This is a genomic window from Shewanella sp. MF05956, assembly GCF_059758055.1.
Genome location: NZ_JCAYNV010000004.1, coordinates 20,613 through 41,204, shown reverse-complemented (window position 1 = coordinate 41,204; position 20,592 = coordinate 20,613). Strand labels below are relative to the sequence as shown.

Here is a 20,592-nt window from a genome sequence, read left to right as displayed (position 1 = left end):
ATTAACCTGCGACAACTTGTAATAACTGACCACATAGCCATGCCATGTAGGTACCTAATGCATAACCAAATACCGCTAACAATACCCCAACTGGCGCAAGCGCCGGGTGAAATGCTGCTGCCACAACAGGGGCAGAAGCCGCGCCGCCAACGTTAGCCTGGCTGCCCACCGCCATATAGAACAATGGTGCTTTAATGAGTTTAGCCACTAGTAGCATCAAGCTTGCGTGTACTAACATCCACACCACACCAACGAGGAAGTAAATGGGCGTATCCATTATTTTGGACACGTCCATATGCAAACCAATCGTTGCCACTAAAATGTATAAAAATGCCGAAGCAATTTTAGACGCACCGGCAGCTTCTAGGTGACGCACTGGGCTAAATGAAAGACCCAAACCAACGGTAGTCACGATCACCACTAACCAGAAAAACTTAGAGGTTAAGCTGTAATCTTCTGTCCATGGGTAATTCGCTTCAAAAAACGGCCCTAAAAAGTCTGCGGCAAAATGGGCAAAACCCGTGACCCCAAAACCGACAGCCACAATCATCATAATGTCGCGCAGTGATGGAATGCGTGAGTTTTCAGCGTGGTATTTTTCTACTTTTTCTTTTAACGCTTCAATCGCAGTGGTGTCGGCACCGGTTCTAGCATCAATCTCTTTCGCTTTTGATGCCATAAACAACAATACGGCCATCCAAATGTTAGCCACAATCACATCGACCGTCACCATAACAGAGAAAATTTCGCCGCCGACTTCATATATCTCTTTCATGGCGGCCTGGTTAGCACCCCCACCAATCCAGCTACCAGCCAGCGTAGTCATACCACGCCAAACAGCATCAGGGCCATTGTTACCAATTAAGCTTGGGTCAATCATCGACACGAGCAGTAAGGCAATCGGGCCGCCGATAACAATACCAAGGGTACCGGTTAAAAACATGATTACCGCTTTAGGCCCAAGACCTAAAATGGCTTTTAAATCGACACTTAAAATCAGTAAGACCAAACACGCGGGGAGTAAATAACGCGAGGCGACAAAATATAATTGTGATGTGTGGCCGTCGACCACACCAAAAGTATTAAGCAAAGAAGGTAAGAAATAGCACAATAATAACGCGGGGATATATTTGTAAAACTTTTGCCAAAATGGATGTGGCGATGAACTGGTATAAAACACAAAACCTAAAATAACGGCGAGTAAACCCAGTGCGGTGGCATCATTGCTCACCATAGCTGACGTGGTCATGCAGTATTCTCCCTTGCAAAAGCAATATTTATAATAGTTATAATTATCATTACGTTAAATCATTTTTGATGATTTTTATGTTTATTTTTATGTCAATTGGAACTGGCTTTTGCAGCCTTTATTTTGCGCTGCTTTATTTAATAAAACAGCGCATTTAACTCATCAACTTAATGGTAAACCTGGGTATGTTGACTCAACTCTTTTAATTGAATCTTAACCAGCTCAACAACCGGATCGTGCGGGCTCAAATCAATAAAATGTTGCAAGTCAGAAATAGCCACTTTAATACACCCTAACTGCTGGGCAATAAAAGCCCGTTCACGGTTTAAGTGCACATCATCAGGGTGCCATTGCAATAGCAAATTACAACACTCCATAGCCGACTCAAATTTTTGATTCACTATGCAGCCAGCCTTTAACTCATGCAACATACGGCTGATTAAGCGTTTTAAGGTTGCAGGTTTTAAATGACTAGGCTTCAATTTAGCCGCATTGCCCATTTCACCACGGACTAAAGCGTGCAATTGATGGCGGTCCAACTCTTTACCCGTTAATGGGTCGTGATATTTAATCACATCACTCACCTGACTTTTTAATACCGTATTACCTGGGAGTAATATAGCCTCTAATTTCAAATCAAGTTGTTTTGCTAATAAAATCAATAATATCGAGAGTGTTGTGCTATTGCCCTGACGCTTTAACACGCAGTAACTTAAGTCGGCTGCTTCAACACTAAAGTAATTGTCACGGGCACAAAAGCCTAAGTCTTTGTAAAACCAATTAAACAAACCTTGCAAACGGGTCTGTTGGTCAACCACGTAATGGCTGAGCACCGCCCCTGACATTTCATACCAAGCCCACATAGCAGGTTTAGACTTTGAAAAACCAAGGTGTTCAGAAAGCTCAAATGCAGTTTCAGGGATCGAAACTGCATCGTTAAGAAGATATTTTGCCATTAAAACCAATTAACCCACGAATACGACTTGTTTAAAATGAGCCAGCTTGGCCGCTAACACTACCCAACCAATCGCACCAATAAAAGCAAAAAACTTAAACAGCTTATTACGGTTAGATTTGAGCGCCATAATCCCTAATGCAATATACGCCACCACACAGATGATTTTCTCTGTCATCCACGGGTCGACAAACGGATACTGCTTGATCATAAAGCAAAGCGTAAAACCAGACAGTAGTAAAAAAGTATCAATAACATGTGGCGCCACTTTGACAAACTTTTTCTCCATAATAGGAGACTGACGTAAATGCAGCACAAAACGCGCAATAAAGAAGATGACACTTAATGCGACTAACAGCATGTGAGAGTGTTTTACCGCTGGATATAAACTGTAAAATGTTTCCATTACTAAAGTCTCTTAAGATAATAAATAAAATCGCGGCTAGTGTACTCGAACAGCCTAACGGATACCAATGTGATGGTCGTTAAGCATGTTTAAGGAGGTTTACCCGCAAATGTTGATAATTAATCGACCCATTGGCCTAGGGTGCAACGATCGTTACTGCCAAAATCGCGCACGGTAGCGACGTTTTGATAGCCAAACTCGATGAGTTTTTCGCGAACGATGATTGCTTGCTCATAACCATGCTCAAGCAATAAATAACCACCCGCTAATAAGTGCGAACGCGCAATATCGGCGATGTGGAATAAATCAGCATAACCATGATCGGCGGCAGTGAGCGCACTTTGTGGTTCAAAGCGCACGTCGCCCATGTTGAGGTGTTCATCTGTTTCATCAATGTACGGTGGATTTGACACAATTAAGTCAAAGTCGCGGTGTTCAACCGATGAAAACCAATTAGATTGAATAATCTCAACGTCAGGTAAGTTTAAATTAGCGCGATTCGCTTTCGCTAATTCAACGGCCCCAGGGACATTATCGATGGCAGTAATACGCCACTTTGGACGTTCTGACGCTAGAGATAATGCTATGGCGCCAGTGCCCGTCCCTAAATCCAACACTTTCGCATTATGGCGCAATGTTAAATTCAGTGCGGTTTCGACTAAAATTTCAGTATCGGGTCTGGGGATGAGGGTTGAGTCATTGACGATAAAAGGCAATGACCAAAACTCACGTTCGCCAATAATGTGCGCCACAGGCGAGCCACTTTGACGTTTGGCCACCATCTGGCTAAACGCTTTAAATTGATCGCTAGTGAGTTGCCTTTCAGGCCAAGTATATAAAAAGCTGCGATTTTTATTCAAACAATGCAATAACAACACCTCAGCATCTACGTGTGCAGATTCTGAGGTTGCCGCTAATTGCGAATAAGCCCATTGCAGGGCTTCAGCGATAGTTGAATACGAAGACTGAGGCAAGTTCACTCCTTAATCGTCGGCGAGAGCGGCAAGCATGTCTGCTTGATGTTCTAACATGATAGGATCAAGTAACGCATTTAAGTCACCTTCCATCACTTCGTTTAAGCGATATAAGGTTAAGTTTATGCGGTGATCGCTCACACGGCCTTGTGGGTAGTTATACGTTCTGATGCGCTCTGAACGATCGCCACTGGCAACCAGACTACGACGTGTTGTTTCTTCAGCACTACGACGCTTTTCATCTTCAACCGCTTGAATACGTGCAGCCAACACACTCATCGCTTGGGCGCGGTTTTTGTGCTGAGAGCGCTGATCCTGACATTCAACAATAATGCCTGATGGAATATGGGTGATACGAATCGCTGAATCCGTTTTGTTAACGTGCTGACCACCCGCGCCTGATGCGCGGAAAGTATCAACTTTAAGATCGGCTGGGTTAATTGAAATTGCTTCGGCTTCTGGCACTTCGTGTAATACCACTACCGTACATGCAGATGTGTGGACACGGCCTTGAGATTCAGTTTCTGGTACACGTTGAACTCGATGTCCGCCAGACTCAAACTTTAGTTTACCGTAGGCACCGTCGCCGCTCACTTTAACAATAATTTCTTTAAAGCCGCCATGTTCACCTTCGTTAAGGTTCATGACTTCCATTTGCCAGCGGTTTGCTTCACAAAAACGTGAATACATACGGTATAAGTCGCCAGCAAAAATAGCGGCTTCATCGCCACCCGCACCAGCACGGATCTCTAAGAACGCGTTAGTGTCGTCGTTAGGATCGGTAGGCAATAGCAACACTTGCAATTCATCTTCAAGCTTTTCAAGCATTTGCTTAGATGATTTGTACTCTTCTTGCGCCATTTCGCGCATGTCAGCATCGTCTTCTTCAAGCATTTCTTTGGCGTAGTCAAAATCTTTTTGTGCTTGTTGAAATGCCTTAAAACTACTCACAACATCTTCAAGTTGTGAGTATTCTTTTGATAACGCACGGAAGCGGTCTTGATCCGCAATCACGCTTGCATCACTTAGTAATGCCAATACTTCTTCATTACGCTCAAGCAAGCCTTCTAGCTTGCGGATAACGGATTCTTTCATTTAGCTCGCTAACCTTAGTTTTTATCTAAACCAAGCGCAGTTCTTAATAGGCCTACTGTATTCAAATCACCTTGACGACTGGCTGAGGTAAGCGATTGCGTGGGGGAATGAATTAAGCGATTGGTTAACCTATTGGCTAACTCGATTATCACTTGCTCACTATCACCGCCTTGAGACAATTTGTTCAAGGCTCGCTCAACTAACTCATCTTTAATCGCCAAGCTCTGGCTGCGATATTCGCGAATACTGTCGACTGACTCTAAAGACCTAATCCACTCCATAAATAAGTGCGATTGATCTTCAGTAATTAATTCTGCTTGCTCGGCGGCTTCCTTACGTGAAGCCATGTTCTGTTCAATAATGCTATGCAGATCGTCGACAGTATAAAGGAATGCGTCGTCTAACTCACCGACTTCTGCTTCAATATCTCTCGGAACTGCAATATCGACTAACAACATCGGCTGATGGCGACGCTGTTTTAATGCTTTTTCGACCATGCCTTTACCTAAAATAGGTAATGGGCTTGCGGTAGAGGATATCACGATATCGGCTTTAGCGAGAAAGTCTGGTATTTGTTGCAAGGTAATGGCTGTGGCATTGAACTCTTCGCACATGGCTTGTGCACGCTCAATTGTGCGATTTGCCACGACCATTGAAGCAACGCCATTGTCTTTAAGATGCTTAGCAACCAACTCGATGGTCTCACCGGCACCAATTAACAACACTTTGGTGGTACTCAACGACGAGAAAATATGCTTTGCCATGCTCACGGCAGCAAATGCTACCGACACAGCTGCGGCACCAATTTCTGTATCAGTACGGACTTTTTTGGCCACTGAGAAGGTATTTTGAAATAGGCGATCAATGGTCGCGGCTGTGGTGCCCGCTTCTTTGGCTTTAACAAAAGCTTGCTTCACTTGACCTAAAATCTGTGGTTCGCCTAACACTAAAGAATCTAATCCAGAGGCTACGCGCATTAAATGCTTCACAGCAACTTGCTCTTCGTAAGCATAAATGCACGGCATCAATTCTTCATGGTTAAGCTGATGATAGTCTTCTAACCATTCAATAATGTCGTTTTTATCGGCATTATTACAGTACAGTTCAGTGCGATTACAGGTAGACACAATCACAGCCTCACCCGTACGAGTGCGACTCGCCAAGCTTTTCATGGCGTCATGAATGCGGTCTGGAGAGAAAGCGACTTTTTCTCGCAAATCTACCGTGGCGGTTTTATGGTTTATCCCGATTGCTACTAGGCTCATTTGACTGTATCAAGTTCTTTTCGGTGACGTTAATTAGTCTATTCTACTGAATTGAACCAACTAAAAACACAATTGGCTTAACAAAACCGAATAAATGTTTAATTTTTTTATTTCTTAGATATAAGGTGATTGTCTTATCCGTTAGATTAAAATCACATTAATTTTGGAAAAGCATTTTTACATCATAGCGTAAGCCCAGTATCATAAGCCTATCTTCAGCAACTGTTAGGCAAGCCATTGCGTTTATCAGTATCAGCGTTTCATACCTCTGTAATTTTCACTCTGTTATTACTAACAGGCTGTACTATCACGCCGTCTGAGCAATTTACCCCTATAGACGTCAGCCAGGCCTCGCAAGCAAAATCGTGGGAGCTTCAAGGTAAAATTGCCGTTAAAACTGCGGATGATAAATTCAGCACCAACCTTTATTGGTTGCATCAACCAGCCGCAAACGATCTACGTCTTACCACGGTATTGGGTACAACTGTATTAACACTGACAACGAACCAAGGCATGGCGACGTTAGACGTCGACGGAAAAACTTATCATGACCGCAGTGCCCAAGACTTATTAACCGGTATTAGTGGTTGGTCAATCCCATTAGACAGCTTACCACTGTGGATTACAGGGCAAACGGGCAGCAATGATAATATTGTTAGCTATCATCCTGATGGCACCATTAACCAGCTAATCAGCCACGACCCACAATCCGATTGGCATGTGACATTTATGAGTTGGCAACAGCAAAGCGGTGCACTCGTCCCTAAGTTATTAAAGATTGAGCGTGACGATGTGCAAATCAAGATTCAAAGTAACCAATGGACAGCGGTTCAGATCAAAGCCCAATAGTTAATCCGGTAAATTGATCTATCAACAAGGTAGTGAATATATGAAATCAACCAGCTCACTTAAATCACTTGCATCTAAGAGTTGGCCTGCGCCAGCAAAACTTAACTTATTTTTACACATAACAGGTCAGCGCGCTGATGGTTATCATGAGTTGCAGACGCTATTTCAGTTTATTGACCATTGTGATTACCTCGATTTCCATGTTACCGCTTCTGCCGAGCTGGTATTGCACTCTAATTTAGGTGATTCTGTCGCAGACAGCGATAACTTAATTCTTAAAGCCGCAAAATCTCTTAAGCGTTACACTCAATATAAAGGGGGTGCGCATATTTGGTTAAATAAATTATTGCCGATGGGCGGTGGTTTAGGTGGCGGTTCATCTGATGCAGCCACCACACTTGTCGCATTAAATGCCCTTTGGGGAACCAATGTTTCGCAATCAAAGTTAGCAGAAATAGGGCTCACTTTAGGTGCCGATGTACCTGTTTTTATTACTGGTTTATCCGCTTTTGCAGAAGGTGTTGGAGAACAGCTTGTAACGGTACAACCAGACGAACCTTGGTATTTAGTGATAGTCCCTGATGTGCATGTGTCGACTAAAGATATATTCCAGCATCCTGATTTACCACGCCACACCCCAAAGTTAGATTTAAATAGCCTAATGACACAAAAATGGACCAATGATTGTCAAAAACTGGTCACAACGCAGTACCCTCAAGTTGCCAATGCCTTAAGCTGGCTGGTAGAATATGCGCCGTCGAGAATGACCGGAACAGGTGCATGCGTGTTCGGGGAATTTACACATTCGCAGCAAGCCCTTGACGCTTTAGCCGAATTACCGGCCGATATGCAGGGTTTTGTCGCAAAAGGGATGAACAAGTCACCGTTATTAACGCGGCTTGATCAACTCTAACAACATATTTTTCTTCTGGGTCAGTTTTGAGTGACAACACGTAAAATTGATCTAGCCTTTAATAGTTAAGCAAACACCTGAGGTTCATAAAGTGCCCGACATCAAGCTCTTTGCTGGTAACGCTACCCCAAATCTAGCCGCTAAGATAGCCGATCGTTTATTTTGCAAACTTGGCGATGCAGTTGTAGGCCGTTTCAGCGACGGTGAAATCAGTGTTCAAATAAACGAAAATGTACGTGGTGCGGATGTGTTTATCATTCAATCTACTTGCGCACCAACCAACGATAACCTCATGGAGCTTATTGTTATGGTTGATGCACTTCGTCGTGCGTCTGCTGGTCGTATTACTGCCGTTATCCCGTACTTTGGTTATGCTCGTCAAGACCGTCGTGTACGCAGTGCCCGTGTACCTATTACCGCTAAAGTAGTTGCTGACTTTTTGTCTAGTGTTGGTGTTGACCGCGTACTGACGTGCGATCTCCACGCTGAACAAATTCAAGGTTTCTTCGACGTACCAGTTGATAACGTATTCGGTAGCCCTGTGTTACTTGAAGACATGCTGGCTAAAAAGCTTGAAAACCCAGTAGTGGTTTCTCCTGACATCGGTGGTGTAGTTCGTGCTCGTGCGGTAGCTAAGTTATTAGATGATTCAGATCTTGCGATTATCGATAAACGTCGCCCGCAAGCTAACGTTGCCCAGGTCATGCACATTATTGGTGATGTTCAAGGCCGTGATTGCATCATTGTTGATGACATGATCGACACGGGTGGCACATTATGTAAAGCAGCTGAAGCATTAAAAGAGCATGGCGCTAACCGCGTATTTGCTTATGCTACCCACCCAGTTTTTTCGGGTAACGCTGCAGAAAACATTGCGAACTCAGTGATCGATGAAGTAATCGTAACCGATACGGTACCTTTAAGCCCTGAAATGCTTAAAGTCGCTAAAGTGACTCAGTTGACTATGTCAGCTGTACTTGCTGAAGCAATCCGTCGCGTGAGCAACGAAGAGTCTATCTCTGCGATGTTCCGCCACTAATCTAACCGATTAGTTAACAGCAAAACGCACTCAATTGAGTGCGTTTTTTGTTTAAGCGACCTTGCATACCAACTAAGCAGATAACGCCTGTTGAGATGCAATAGAAGCTTGTTGGCTTTGCATCATGATAGAGATCATATCGTTATCCTCTTGTTGCTGCACAAACAGTTTACCCGCAGCCAAACCAGTATGATAATCATGAAGTAAGCCAGCATCAGTGCTGCCCAATAATTTACTTTGTAAGGTGTCATTGGCAAAAATCTGGATAATCTCAACATCGTCTGGCGGATTAGCAATAAACGCTAACTCATCTTGATACGCTTGCTCATGCTGAGCTAAGTAATCAATGGTTTTTGGGCAATATCCAGAGACACAAATCCACGATTTAAGCTTATGCACCCAAGCCGATTGCGCTTGAAAATCAGCATTTACCGTGCGGATCACTACAATTTTACGCGCGCCACGTTGATAGGCTTCTCGCACCGGTAATGGCGCGGCTAAACCACCATCTAAAAAGAAGTCTTCTTGTATTGGTTGCATATCCTCTTCGCTTTGGTTTGCAGCATGAGATGCTAACCAAGGCGTTAACTTTACACCTTGCTTATAAAGAAACGGTAATGCGCTCGACGCCTTTAACAGTTCACGCCAATGGTTGTTATCATCACTAGGGCTTAAAAAGTACCCTTGACGATCTCTTGCATTGGTTGCGGTGATCAATAATTGTCTTTGACCCAATGTTTTTGCCGCTGCCGAAAAATCTAACGCAAAACTTCCATGAGTGGTTTTATCAAAGTACCAATCTAAATCCACCACATGGCCACCGACCAGCCCCCGGCCTAGTTGATAGAAACGTTTATGACGCGACAACCCCCGAATTAAACGTTTAGCGTAACCCTTTTGTCTTGATAAAAAACTGGTGAGATTTTGCGAGCCAGCAGAAGTGCCAATAAACAGATCGAATGGATCAAATTCAGCGTCTAACCATGCATCTAATACCCCCGCGGTAAAGATACCACGCTGTCCACCGCCTTCAGCAATCAAAGCTGTCATGGGCTGTGACGCTTGCTTTAAAGGGATGTCTGGAGTTGTTGCTTGGCTGTTCATATTGACCTGATACTTGCTAATTGACTGTATAAGGCAAGTCTAAAGAACTGTCGCGAAGATAGATAATGGATAGAATCAATTGCGCTAATAGGAAAAGGCTATCAATTGTCGTATATGAAAATAAACATCAAAAAATAAAAAGCAAAAAGCCCGTCATTAAGACGGGCTTTTTAGAATTTGGCTGGGGTACCAGGATTCGAACCTGGGAATGCTGAGATCAAAACCCAGTGCCTTACCGCTTGGCGATACCCCAATTGTGTAGCAATTTATTGTAAAACAGAGGTGTTACAAATTTGATGGTACGGGAAGAGAGACTTGAACTCTCACACCTTGCGGCACCAGAACCTAAATCTGGCGTGTCTACCAATTTCACCATTCCCGCATCAAATTTTAACTTAGAGTATACTCAAATTTTATTAAGAGTAAACTTTGATTTCTACTGGCAATAATAAAGTACTTTGATAAAGCCCTCATTCTACCGAGTAAAAATGGTAGCAATAGCGGGATTTGAACCTGCGACCCCAGCATTATGAGTGCTGTGCTCTAACCAACTGAGCTATATTGCCAAAGATGGCTGGGATACAAGGATTCGAACCTTGGAATGCTGAGATCAAAACCCAGTGCCTTACCGCTTGGCGATATCCCAATAATCTTTTTCTTACTTTATAAATGGCTGGGATACAAGGATTCGAACCTTGGAATGCTGAGATCAAAACCCAGTGCCTTACCGCTTGGCGATATCCCAATCAAACTTTTTTGAAATGCCCGCCTAAGCCAGCCTTTCTAATAAATGGTACGGGAAGAGAGACTTGAACTCTCACACCTTGCGGCACCAGAACCTAAATCTGGCGTGTCTACCAATTTCACCATTCCCGCACAACACTCTTGTTTTACATCCTGAGTAAGATGTGCAAAGTAATGGTAGCAATAGCGGGATTTGAACCTGCGACCCCAGCATTATGAGTGCTGTGCTCTAACCAACTGAGCTATATTGCCACTACTTCTTGCAATTCCTCTTGGCGAGGAACGGGGCGTATTATGCTTATTCAGGTTATCGAGGTCAACTGGTTTTTTTCGCTATTTTCATCAAATCGTCTTGTTCGGCTATAACTTCACCAAACTGGATGCCGAATCGACAAAATAAACCCAATTAACAACCCGATATTCGCTTTACGCCCCTTTTGGCAATCTTAATAACGCTTATACGTTAAATAAGAAATGCATTACATCGCCATCTTTAACGATGTAAGTCTTACCTTCAACACGCAATTTACCGGCTTCTTTTGCGCCAGCTTCGCCTTTGAAGGTAATAAAGTCGTCATATGCCATCACTTGAGCGCGAATAAAGCCACGTTCAAAGTCAGTATGGATCACACCAGCCGCTTGTGGAGCAGATGCGCCAACAGGCACTGTCCATGCACGCACTTCTTTTACACCTGCAGTAAAGTAAGTTTGCAGATTCAGTAATTCGTAACCGGCACGAATAACCCGGTCTAAACCAGATTCTTCTAAACCCAGGTCTGTCATAAATTCTGCACGGTCTTCAGCTTCCATTTCGGCAAGTTCTGATTCAATAGCAGCACATACTGGTACAACGATAGCATTTTCTGTTGCCGCAATAGCACGAACAACATCTAAGTGAGGGTTGTTTTCAAAACCATCATCAGCAACGTTAGCAATGTACATGGTTGGTTTAATCGTTAAGAAATTAAGGTAAGCAACAGCGGCTAACTCTTCTTTAGTTAATTCTAACGAACGCAACATCTTTCCTTCGTCTAACACTGGACGCATTTTTTCAAGTACTGCAACTTCAAATTTTGCATCACCGTCACCGCCTTTAGCACGTTTGACTTGACGAAATAGAGCACGTTCGCATGCATCTAAGTCAGCTAATGCCAATTCAGTGTTAATGACTTCAATGTCACCAGCTGGGTCGATTTTATTGGCTACGTGAACAATGTTTGGATCTTCAAAACAACGTACTACGTGACCAATTGCATCCGTTTCACGAATGTTAGCTAAAAATTTGTTACCTAATCCTTCACCTTTCGATGCACCGGCCACAAGGCCTGCGATATCAACGAACTCCATAGAAGTAGGTAAAATACGCTGAGGTTTAACAATAGCAGCTAACGCATCAAGGCGTGCATCTGGTACCGGTACCACACCCGTGTTTGGCTCAATAGTACAAAACGGAAAGTTTGCAGCTTCAATACCCGCTTGTGTTAACGCATTAAACAGCGTTGATTTACCTACGTTTGGCAGACCAACAATGCCGCATTTAAAACCCATATGCTTACCTTTATATATGTAGAATTATCCCAATGGATAATGATGTCGAATGAGGTGTTAAAACAAAACTTGCTTGACTTATTCTGCTTTAAACGAATGTAATCTGTGCATAGCTTTCGCCATGTCTTGGTTAAATAAAATCTCGGTTGAACGCACTGCTTCATCAATAGCCGCATTAATGCGCTCTTGATCAATAGCAGGAGCTCTGCCTAATACGTAACCGCTAACCTTATTTTTATCGCCTGGGTGGCCAATGCCAATGCGCAAACGATGGAAATTTTTGTCGTTACCTAAACTGGCAATAATGTCTTTTAAACCATTATGTCCGCCATGTCCGCCGCCTAACTTAAATTTGGCTACGCCGGGGTCCATGTCTAATTCATCATGGGCCACTAAAATTTCTTCAGGCAAAATGCGGAAAAAGTTGGCTAATGCGGCAACAGACTTACCGCTTAAGTTCATGAATGTCGTTGGGATCAATAAACGCACATCTCTACCGTGCAAAATAGCACGCGCAGTGACACCGAAATATTTACTCTCTGCAACTAAAGGAACATTACAAATACGTGCGAGTTCCTGCACGTACCAAGCGCCAGCATTATGGCGAGTTTGTGCGTATTCAGCACCTGGGTTTGCCAACCCAACAATTAATTTAATGTTACTCATCACAACCTAGTCAGTTTATTTGCGAATGACTCACGTCTGCACCGAAAATCCCCTTTTAAGGGGCCAATGGTGTACACATGATGCAAAACGCGGCATTTTAGCACTCAAATGGCTTGTCAACAAACCACAAGTTTCGCTCACGATGTGAGTTAATTTAACCCGAGTGCGTACTTTAAGACTTTACGCTTTATGGGTGAGTCGATATTCGCCAGTTTTAATGCGCCATTACGCAATAACTTAAGCGGTAATAAGTCATTGCTAAAGCTGGCATAAAAAGCGTCCATCGCCGTCATCATTAATTGATTATCGTAATAACGCGCTTGTTGATAACGCTTTAATACTCGGGCTTCCCACCATGTTTCACCACTGCCTATTGCGTTTGCGACTTGCGCCACCAGCACGTCGACATCTTTAAAGCCAATATTAACCCCCTGACCTGCCAGTGGATTAATGGTGTGGGCGGCGTCGCCAAGAATGACCAGGTTATCCTGGTAATATCGCTGCGCATGGCGGCGAGTTAAGGTAAAACTGCCACTATTTTCGACGCTAAAGTTGGGATCTAACCTTGACGGAAAGTGCTGTTTAATTTGTTCGGCTAATTGTAACGGGTTTAATTGTGATAGCTGTTTGATGCGATTAGCATCGTCGTACCACACCAGTGATGCATTATTGCCAGGCAGCGGCAATAAACTCCTTGGGCCAGCGGGCGTAAATTGTTGCCAGGTAACAGACTGCTGTTCCGTTTGGGTTTGAATATTGATTAACATCGCTGATTGAGCATAATCCCAACCAGTAACACCAATACCAGACCATTGACGCACTTGTGAATTCGCGCCATCGGCACCAACAAGTAATCGAGTGATCAGTTGGCTGCCATCGTCTAGGGTAATCCCAATCTTTTGCAGTGCAGTATGCCGCGTCATTTGGCTGACTTTATGAGGACAAAGTAAGTCAACATTATCCATAGCGCGAATTTGCTGCCACAAACTCAATTGAATTAATCGATTTTCAAAAAAGTAGCCTAAATGCGTTTGGCCAACTTGCTCAGCGGTAAAAGAGGTTAAGCAGCCGTCCATTTCCCAGGTTTCTAAGCCGTTATAGGGAGCATGACGCATCGTTAATAACTGCTCCATCACGCCTAAACGCGTGAGTAACAGCTCGGATGCCACACTAATCGCCGATACTCGCACATCTAATGGCTGCTCAGGATCATAAGCTTGTGGTTCACGCGCTTCGATAACGGCGACCTTTAACCCTAGTTGTCCAAGTCCAATCGCTGCCGCGGCGCCCACCATACCACCGCCGACAATCACGACATCGTATTCAGTTGAAGGTTGCGTATCCATAGCGTGAGGAATATCTTGCATCGTGTCTACATCCATAAAAAGTAACTGTTTGGCATTGTGCCTAATCGATTAGTGATTTGCCGTATGAGTACCTTATCTTGCGACATCGCGCAAAAAGCGAGCTAACGACGATAAAGTGGCAACCAGGATAACGTTTAAGCTTACGTCATCGAACTCTACAAACCCATTTGTATACGATTGATTATGCCCTATATCCATAAACCACGGAAAGGGTGCACTGCGTTAATCGTGATTTAGCCCTAAGCCAACTTTTAATCATGTCGCTATAACGTCAATATATACTGCTTAAACATGACGTTAATAAACATAAACAGATTGTTTTATCCGACGGCTTAAAACATTACAGTTTTTAGGGTTATCAAATACTTTACCGCTAAACGAGCGAAACTTGCACTAGTGCTAGCCAGAGCGCCTTACAACAGGTAAAATATCGCGCTATTTTTACTGTTGTTTACCGGCGAGCACTGATGAGTAAAAAACTTCATATTAAAACCTGGGGCTGTCAGATGAATGAGTACGACTCATCTAAGATGGCTGATTTATTAGACGACTATCAAGGCTATACCTTGACCGAAGACGCGAGCGAAGCAGACGTATTGCTGCTTAATACTTGCTCTATTCGTGAAAAAGCACAGGAGAAGGTTTTCCATCAGCTAGGGCGTTGGAAAACTTTAAAAGACAAAAATCCTAATTTAATTATTGGGGTTGGTGGTTGTGTAGCTTCACAAGAAGGTAAAGCCATTAAAGATCGCGCTCAATGCGTCGACATTATTTTTGGTCCACAAACCTTACATCGCTTACCTGAGATGATCGAACAGATCCAACGTGGCGAAAAAGCGGTTATCGATATCAGTTTCCCCGAGATTGAAAAATTTGACCGTTTACCAGAGCCTCGTGCTGACGGCCCTACTGCGTTCGTATCGATTATGGAAGGTTGTAGCAAATACTGTTCTTTCTGCGTAGTGCCTTATACTCGCGGCGAAGAAGTAAGTCGTCCATTAGATGACATTATTCTTGAAGTAGCTCAATTAGCGGCTCAAGGCGTACGCGAAGTGAATTTGCTTGGCCAAAACGTTAATGCTTATCGCGGTGCGACTCACGACGATGAAATCTGCACCTTTGCAGAATTGTTGCGTTTAATCGCTACAATCGACGGTATCGATCGTTTACGCTTTACCACTAGCCACCCGATTGAATTTACCCAAGACATTATTGATGTGTACGAAGACACGCCTGAATTAGTCAGCTTCTTACATTTACCGGTACAGTCTGGTTCTGACCGTATTTTAACGCAAATGAAGCGTGGCCACATGGCCATTGAATACAAGTCAATCATTCGTCGTTTACGTAAGGCACGTCCTGACATTCAAATCAGTTCAGACTTTATTATTGGCTTCCCGGGCGAAACAGCAGATGATTTTGCTGACACCATGAAGCTTATTGAAGATGTCGCGTTTGATCACAGCTTTAGCTTTATCTACAGCGCGCGCCCAGGCACGCCTGCGGCTGATTTGCCAGATAATGTCAGCGACGAGGAAAAGAAGCAGCGTTTAGCGATTTTACAAGACCGAATTACCCAACAAGCAATGCGTTACAGCCGCCACATGCTAGGCACTGTGCAACGTATTTTAGTTGAAGGGCCTTCAGTAAAGAATCCAATGGAGCTTCGCGGTCGTACTGAAAACAGTCGTGTGGTGAACTTTGAAGCGCCGCACACTCACATTGGCAGTTTTGTTGATGTGAAAATTGTTGACGTGTACACCAACTCATTGCGTGGCGAATTTATTCGTGGCGAAAGTGAAATGGATCTGCGTCGCAGTTTACGTCCGTCTGATATTTTAGCTAAACACAAACAAGATGACGCTTTAGGTGTAACCCACTACAAGCCATAAATCTATTAGGGCCTGTTGGTCTTTGCTGGTTAAATTTTGTTCGAGTTAAAAACATTTTAATCGAGGCGAATGGATTGATGCCTAGTCATCTAAGCAAAATTCATTCAACAAAGAGTAAAACGTTTTTAGCCGAACCCTTCGGGCAGCGTTTGTTGACCATTTTTACTGCGTTATCGACTTTTTATGTAGAATAACTACACCTCAAAGTATCTGCCGCGCGGTTGTATATGTGAGTAATGGCCAACAATTCGCTGCAAAAGCAACCTTGAAAGATCAACAGGCCACAGGTTTCAGCACTATAATAAAGGCGGCTAGTCCGCCTTTAATTTTGCCTAAAATTCGTCATATTATGGTAATTCAATAAAGACACTCGTAAACTGTGAACATCACACCGTCTCTTTATTTTTTGTTGTTACCGACTAAACACTGGAGCATTATTTGACCACTAAAGTCACGACCATGAACTTGTATCTAGAACCTTCAGATACCCGCCGTTTAGCCTCATTATGTGGCCCATTTGACGACAATATCAAACAACTTGAACGTCGCTTAGGCGTTGAGATTATTCATAAAAATAATCACTTCACTATTGTCGGGTTACCGCGTAACGCGCTAAATGCTAATAATTTATTACGCCAACTGTATATCGAAACTCAAACCGTTAAGGGCAGCACACCTGACTTAGAGCCAGAAGTCGTGCATTTAGCCATTCAAGAAGCCATTAATCTTGAAGCTTCGCAAGACAACGATGACAGCAGCGTGCACATTAAAACGAAGCGTGGCGTCATTAAGCCGCGCACGCCTAATCAAAGCGTGTACATGCATAACATTACTCGCCACGACATCAGCTTTGGTATTGGCCCTGCCGGTACGGGTAAAACCTATTTAGCCGTTGCCGCCGCAGTAGATGCTTATGAACGCCAAGAAGTGCGCCGTATTTTACTGACACGCCCTGCGGTTGAAGCCGGTGAAAAACTTGGCTTTTTACCTGGCGACTTAAGCCAAAAAGTCGACCCATATTTACGTCCACTTTATGATGCCCTGTTTGAAATGATGGGCTTTGAAAAGGTCGAAAAACTCATTGAACGTGGCGTTATTGAAGTTGCACCTCTCGCCTACATGCGTGGCCGTACACTTAATGATGCGTTTATCATTTTAGATGAAGCACAAAATACCACGGTAGAACAAATGAAAATGTTCTTAACCCGTATAGGTTTTAATTCACGCGCAGTCATTACCGGTGACATTACTCAAATCGATTTACCCCGCAGCCAAAAATCGGGTTTGCGTCATGCCATTGAAGTCTTGAGTGAAGTGCCTGAAATCAGCTTTAATTTCTTTGTCGCCCAGGATGTTGTGCGTCACCCAGTGGTGGCTCGTATCGTTGAAGCTTATGAAGCATTCGAGCAACAAGAGCAAATCGAAAAAGCAGCAAAAGAGCAAGCTTATCGTGAGCGCGAGCAAAAACGTCAACAACAAGAAAAACAGGAACTAGGGCAATGAGCCAACAAGCCATATTGTTAGATCTTGACCTGCAAATTGCCGTCGACAACGCAGCGATTCCAACTCAAGCAGAGTTTGAAATCTGGGTTCGCACTGCTATTGGCCAAACCATGGATGAAGTTGAACTCACTATTCGAGTGGTTGAGATTGCCGAAAGCCAACAGCTTAACAAGACTTATCGCGGCAAAGACAAACCCACTAACGTATTGTCGTTTCCATTTGAAGCGCCACCAGAAGTCGAACTCCCACTTTTAGGTGATTTAGTGATTTGTGCTGCGGTTGTCGAGCAAGAAGCAAGCGAGCAAAATAAACCCTTAAATGCCCACTGGGCGCACATGGTCATACACGGCTGCTTGCATTTGCTGGGCTATGACCATATTATCGACGAGGAAGCCGATGAGATGGAGTCATTAGAGACCCAACTTGTTGAAGGCTTAGGTTTTTCAGACCCCTATAAGGAAGCATAAATAAACGAGGCATATCTGATAGATAGCCCCTGTTTAGAAAAATATTATGAGTGACGATATCCCCCCGAGTACAAACGCCCACAAGAGAAGCTGGTTCGATAAAATCAACCAATTATTTCAGGGCGAACCTCAAAATCGCGAAGACTTAGTCGACGTCATTGCAGGCGCTGAAATGCGCGACCTGATAACCGAAGACACCCGCGAAATGATTAAAGGTGTATTAGAGGTTTCCGACCTGCGTGTGCGCGACATCATGATCCCGCGGTCACAAATAGTAACCATTCAAATAGATTCGACCGTCGATGAATTTCTACAAATAGTCATGGAATCTGGTCATTCTCGCTTCCCTGTCGTCAACGAAGATAAAGACCATATCGAAGGCATTTTACTTGCCAAAGATTTAATCAAATACGGTTTTAAGCAATCTGACGAACCTTTCACACTTTCTCAAGTTATCCGCCCTGCAGTGGTGGTACCAGAAAGTAAGCGTGTTGATGTATTACTCAAAGAGTTTCGGTCGCAACGTTATCATATGGCCATAGTGGTTGATGAATACGGCGGCGTATCAGGTCTTGTCACCATTGAAGATATTTTGGAAGAAATCGTCGGCGAAATTGAAGACGAATTTGACCACAATTCAGTGGAAGACACCGAAATCAAAAAGCTCAGTAACACCGTGTTTATGGTTAAAGCATTAACCGAAATTGATGATTTTAACGAAGCGTGCGGCACTAACTTTAGCGATGAAGAGTTCGACACCGTGGGTGGTTTAGTCTCACACGCTTTCGGCCATTTACCTGAGCGTAATGAAAGTATTGTTATCAACAATATCGAATTCAAAGTCATCAACGCAGATAACCGCCGTTTAGTGCAACTTCGTGTTAAGCTACCCGACCCAAATACCAGCGAAGAATTCGACAACTAAATCGTGTTTAAAAATCAATTTATATACTCATCTTTGAGTATTGTCAGTCTGGTGACAGCATTTATTGCTGGCGCCAGCACTGCATTATCTTTTGCGCCTTACGAAATATGGGCCGCATTCCCACTCGCACTGACTTTTGCACTATGGCAAAGCCAATCTTTAAATGCGAAACAAAGCCTGTATTACTGGCTTTGTTTTGGTTTTGGTTGTTTTGTCGTGGGCATCAGTTGGGTACATGTCAGTATTGATACCTTTGGCGGCATGCCGATTGTAGTCTCCATGACATTGATGGCCATTTTGGCACTTTATTTAGCCATTTATCCTGCTGTTTGTGGGTATTTGCTCAATAAATTATCTAACACACGTAAACACGCGTTATCCCCATATTTAACCTATTTAGGCTTGTTCCCTGCATTATGGGTATTAACTGAGTGGCTAAGAGGTTGGGTATTAACTGGGTTTCCGTGGATATGGGCAGGTTACAGCCAAACGCTTGGGCCATTGAGCGAACTGGCCAGCTTTATTGGTGCTCTCGGGCTAAGTTTTATTGTTGCCCTCGTCGCGGGTGCATTAATGTTACTCACGCAAAAGCGTATATTGCCTGTATTAATTATTATCCCCATTCTAGTGTTAAGCGCGTGGGCTGCACCACAGTTAAACCCTATAGCGCCAAGCGGTAAATCCGTCAAAGTTGCCTTAGTGCAAGGTAACATTCCCCAAAGCATGAAATGGGAACCCGATGCGCTGTGGCCAACAATGTTGAAATACATGGATCTCACTCGCGCCCAGTTTGATGAGACATCAAGCGTTGATATTGTCATTTGGCCAGAGGCGGCAATTCCTGCACCAGAAGCCATGGTTGAAGACTTTTTGGCTAATGCCAACCAAGTCGCCAACATCAATAACACGGCCATCATTACCGGTATTATTAGCCACCAGCAACAAGATTTTTATAACTCGCTAATTGTATTGGGTAACCACAATCAAAAGCAGCAACCGAGTGCTGATTACCAGAGTAATGGCACAAATGAGTTTAAAAAACATCATTTACTGCCTATTGGCGAATTTGTACCTTTTGGTGACTTACTTCGGCCCATCGCACCGTTTTTTAATTTACCTATGTCATCGTTTCAACGGGGTGACTACACTCAAAAAAACCTTACCGCGGTGGGATATCAAATTGCCCCTGCCATTTGCTACGAAATTGTCTTTCCGGAGCAAGTAAGAGCAAGCGTGACCAATCAAACAGACATGCTATTAACGGTTTCAAACGATGCCTGGTTTGGCGCATCTAACGGGCCATTACAGCACATGGAAATCGCCCAGATGCGCGCTATCGAAATGGGTAAACCTTTATTACGTGGTACTAACAATGGCGTCACCGCTGTCGTTGACCCCCATGGCCGCATTACCGATGCGATTCCGCAATTTGAAACAGGCGTGCTGGTTGCTAATGTTGCGCTTTACAAAGGTGAAACCTGGTTTAGAAAAATAGGCCAATTACCTTTGCTCATTTTATGCGGCTTACTGTTATTTATGGGTGTGGCAAATTATCTTCGTAAATAACCTTCGTAAATAACCTTCGTAAATAATCTGCATAAATAAACATCTACGATAAATAGGTTATCTCA

At 43.6% G+C, this 20,592-nt stretch carries 18 protein-coding genes and 7 tRNA genes; 8 read left to right on the top strand and 17 right to left on the bottom strand.

Annotation, left to right across the window (positions count from 1 at the left end; translation table 11 throughout):
* Position 1: 1 nt before the first annotated feature.
* The 6 genes from AC19MX_RS05535 to hemA all read right to left on the bottom strand — a co-directional run bounded on the left by AC19MX_RS05535 (position 2) and on the right by hemA (position 5,944).
* Positions 2–1,249, bottom strand: coding sequence for a DUF819 family protein (locus AC19MX_RS05535; protein WP_432399455.1), 1,248 nt, complete (start codon positions 1,247–1,249; stop codon positions 2–4).
* A gap of 167 nt (positions 1,250–1,416) precedes the next feature.
* A complete protein-coding gene (locus AC19MX_RS05530) occupies positions 1,417–2,205 on the bottom strand; it encodes a transglutaminase family protein (RefSeq protein ID WP_432399456.1) in 789 nt (262 codons plus the stop codon).
* A 9-nt stretch (positions 2,206–2,214) separates the two neighbouring features.
* Complete coding sequence (locus AC19MX_RS05525; RefSeq protein WP_432399457.1) at positions 2,215–2,610, bottom strand: SirB2 family protein; 396 nt, start codon at positions 2,608–2,610, stop codon at positions 2,215–2,217.
* 119 nt (positions 2,611–2,729) lie between these two features.
* Positions 2,730–3,584, bottom strand: a complete 855-nt coding sequence (gene prmC, locus AC19MX_RS05520) for a peptide chain release factor N(5)-glutamine methyltransferase (protein WP_498296899.1) — start codon at positions 3,582–3,584, stop codon at positions 2,730–2,732.
* 9 nt (positions 3,585–3,593) lie between these two features.
* A complete protein-coding gene (prfA, locus tag AC19MX_RS05515; RefSeq protein ID WP_498296897.1) occupies positions 3,594–4,679 on the bottom strand; it encodes a peptide chain release factor 1 in 1,086 nt (361 codons plus the stop codon).
* Positions 4,680–4,693: 14 nt separating this feature from the next.
* Positions 4,694–5,944: a glutamyl-tRNA reductase gene (gene hemA, locus AC19MX_RS05510; protein WP_432399460.1), complete on the bottom strand. Its 1,251-nt coding sequence runs from the start codon at positions 5,942–5,944 to the stop codon at positions 4,694–4,696.
* Positions 5,945–6,181: 237 nt separating this feature from the next.
* Between hemA and lolB the strand changes: the two genes are divergently transcribed.
* From lolB to AC19MX_RS05495, 3 genes are all read left to right on the top strand, one after another.
* Positions 6,182–6,793 (top strand): lipoprotein insertase outer membrane protein LolB, encoded by a 612-nt coding sequence (gene lolB / locus AC19MX_RS05505; protein ID WP_498296895.1) that lies wholly within the window; start codon positions 6,182–6,184, stop codon positions 6,791–6,793.
* A 40-nt stretch (positions 6,794–6,833) separates the two neighbouring features.
* On the top strand, positions 6,834–7,706 hold the full coding sequence (gene ispE / locus AC19MX_RS05500) for a 4-(cytidine 5'-diphospho)-2-C-methyl-D-erythritol kinase (RefSeq protein ID WP_498296893.1): 873 nt from the start codon (positions 6,834–6,836) through the stop codon (positions 7,704–7,706).
* A 91-nt stretch (positions 7,707–7,797) separates the two neighbouring features.
* Entirely contained in the window at positions 7,798–8,745 is a 948-nt protein-coding gene (locus AC19MX_RS05495) for a ribose-phosphate pyrophosphokinase (RefSeq protein WP_011636202.1), read from the top strand.
* A gap of 72 nt (positions 8,746–8,817) precedes the next feature.
* Here the strand turns inward: AC19MX_RS05495 and AC19MX_RS05490 are convergent, their stop codons facing one another.
* From AC19MX_RS05490 to AC19MX_RS05440, 11 genes are all read right to left on the bottom strand, one after another.
* Complete coding sequence (locus AC19MX_RS05490) at positions 8,818–9,849, bottom strand: patatin-like phospholipase family protein (protein ID WP_432399463.1); 1,032 nt, start codon at positions 9,847–9,849, stop codon at positions 8,818–8,820.
* Between the two features lie 178 nt (positions 9,850–10,027).
* Positions 10,028–10,102: transfer RNA gene (locus tag AC19MX_RS05485), tRNA-Gln, on the bottom strand.
* A gap of 44 nt (positions 10,103–10,146) precedes the next feature.
* Positions 10,147–10,231, bottom strand: a tRNA-Leu gene (locus AC19MX_RS05480).
* Between the two features lie 107 nt (positions 10,232–10,338).
* Positions 10,339–10,415: transfer RNA gene (locus AC19MX_RS05475), tRNA-Met, on the bottom strand.
* 5 nt (positions 10,416–10,420) lie between these two features.
* Positions 10,421–10,495, bottom strand: a tRNA-Gln gene (locus tag AC19MX_RS05470).
* 24 nt (positions 10,496–10,519) lie between these two features.
* A tRNA-Gln gene (locus AC19MX_RS05465) sits at positions 10,520–10,594 on the bottom strand.
* 46 nt (positions 10,595–10,640) lie between these two features.
* A tRNA-Leu gene (locus AC19MX_RS05460) sits at positions 10,641–10,725 on the bottom strand.
* Between the two features lie 43 nt (positions 10,726–10,768).
* A tRNA-Met gene (locus tag AC19MX_RS05455) sits at positions 10,769–10,845 on the bottom strand.
* 204 nt (positions 10,846–11,049) lie between these two features.
* A complete protein-coding gene (gene ychF / locus AC19MX_RS05450; protein WP_432399464.1) occupies positions 11,050–12,141 on the bottom strand; it encodes a redox-regulated ATPase YchF in 1,092 nt (363 codons plus the stop codon).
* Positions 12,142–12,219: 78 nt separating this feature from the next.
* The gene (gene pth / locus AC19MX_RS05445; RefSeq protein WP_498296891.1) at positions 12,220–12,807 is read right to left on the bottom strand and encodes an aminoacyl-tRNA hydrolase; all 588 of its coding nucleotides are present in this window, start codon (positions 12,805–12,807) and stop codon (positions 12,220–12,222) included.
* A gap of 149 nt (positions 12,808–12,956) precedes the next feature.
* Positions 12,957–14,189 carry an FAD-dependent monooxygenase gene (locus tag AC19MX_RS05440; protein WP_432399466.1) on the bottom strand — a complete coding sequence of 411 codons (1,233 nt, stop codon included), beginning with the start codon at positions 14,187–14,189 and terminating at the stop codon, positions 12,957–12,959.
* Between the two features lie 452 nt (positions 14,190–14,641).
* Here AC19MX_RS05440 and miaB point away from each other — a divergent pair, with 452 nt between their 5' ends.
* From miaB to lnt, 5 genes are all read left to right on the top strand, one after another.
* The gene (gene miaB, locus AC19MX_RS05435; RefSeq protein ID WP_498296889.1) at positions 14,642–16,066 is read left to right on the top strand and encodes a tRNA (N6-isopentenyl adenosine(37)-C2)-methylthiotransferase MiaB; all 1,425 of its coding nucleotides are present in this window, start codon (positions 14,642–14,644) and stop codon (positions 16,064–16,066) included.
* Between the two features lie 438 nt (positions 16,067–16,504).
* Positions 16,505–17,569 (top strand): PhoH family protein, encoded by a 1,065-nt coding sequence (locus AC19MX_RS05430; RefSeq protein WP_498296887.1) that lies wholly within the window; start codon positions 16,505–16,507, stop codon positions 17,567–17,569.
* Positions 17,566–18,036, top strand: a complete 471-nt coding sequence (gene ybeY, locus AC19MX_RS05425; protein ID WP_498296885.1) for an rRNA maturation RNase YbeY — start codon at positions 17,566–17,568, stop codon at positions 18,034–18,036. Before AC19MX_RS05430 ends, ybeY begins: the two co-directional genes overlap by 4 nt.
* Before the next feature lie 46 nt (positions 18,037–18,082).
* Positions 18,083–18,961: a CNNM family magnesium/cobalt transport protein CorC gene (gene corC / locus AC19MX_RS05420; RefSeq protein ID WP_432399470.1), complete on the top strand. Its 879-nt coding sequence runs from the start codon at positions 18,083–18,085 to the stop codon at positions 18,959–18,961.
* A 3-nt stretch (positions 18,962–18,964) separates the two neighbouring features.
* Positions 18,965–20,527 carry an apolipoprotein N-acyltransferase gene (gene lnt, locus AC19MX_RS05415; RefSeq protein ID WP_498296884.1) on the top strand — a complete coding sequence of 521 codons (1,563 nt, stop codon included), beginning with the start codon at positions 18,965–18,967 and terminating at the stop codon, positions 20,525–20,527.
* Positions 20,528–20,592: the final 65 nt, after the last annotated feature.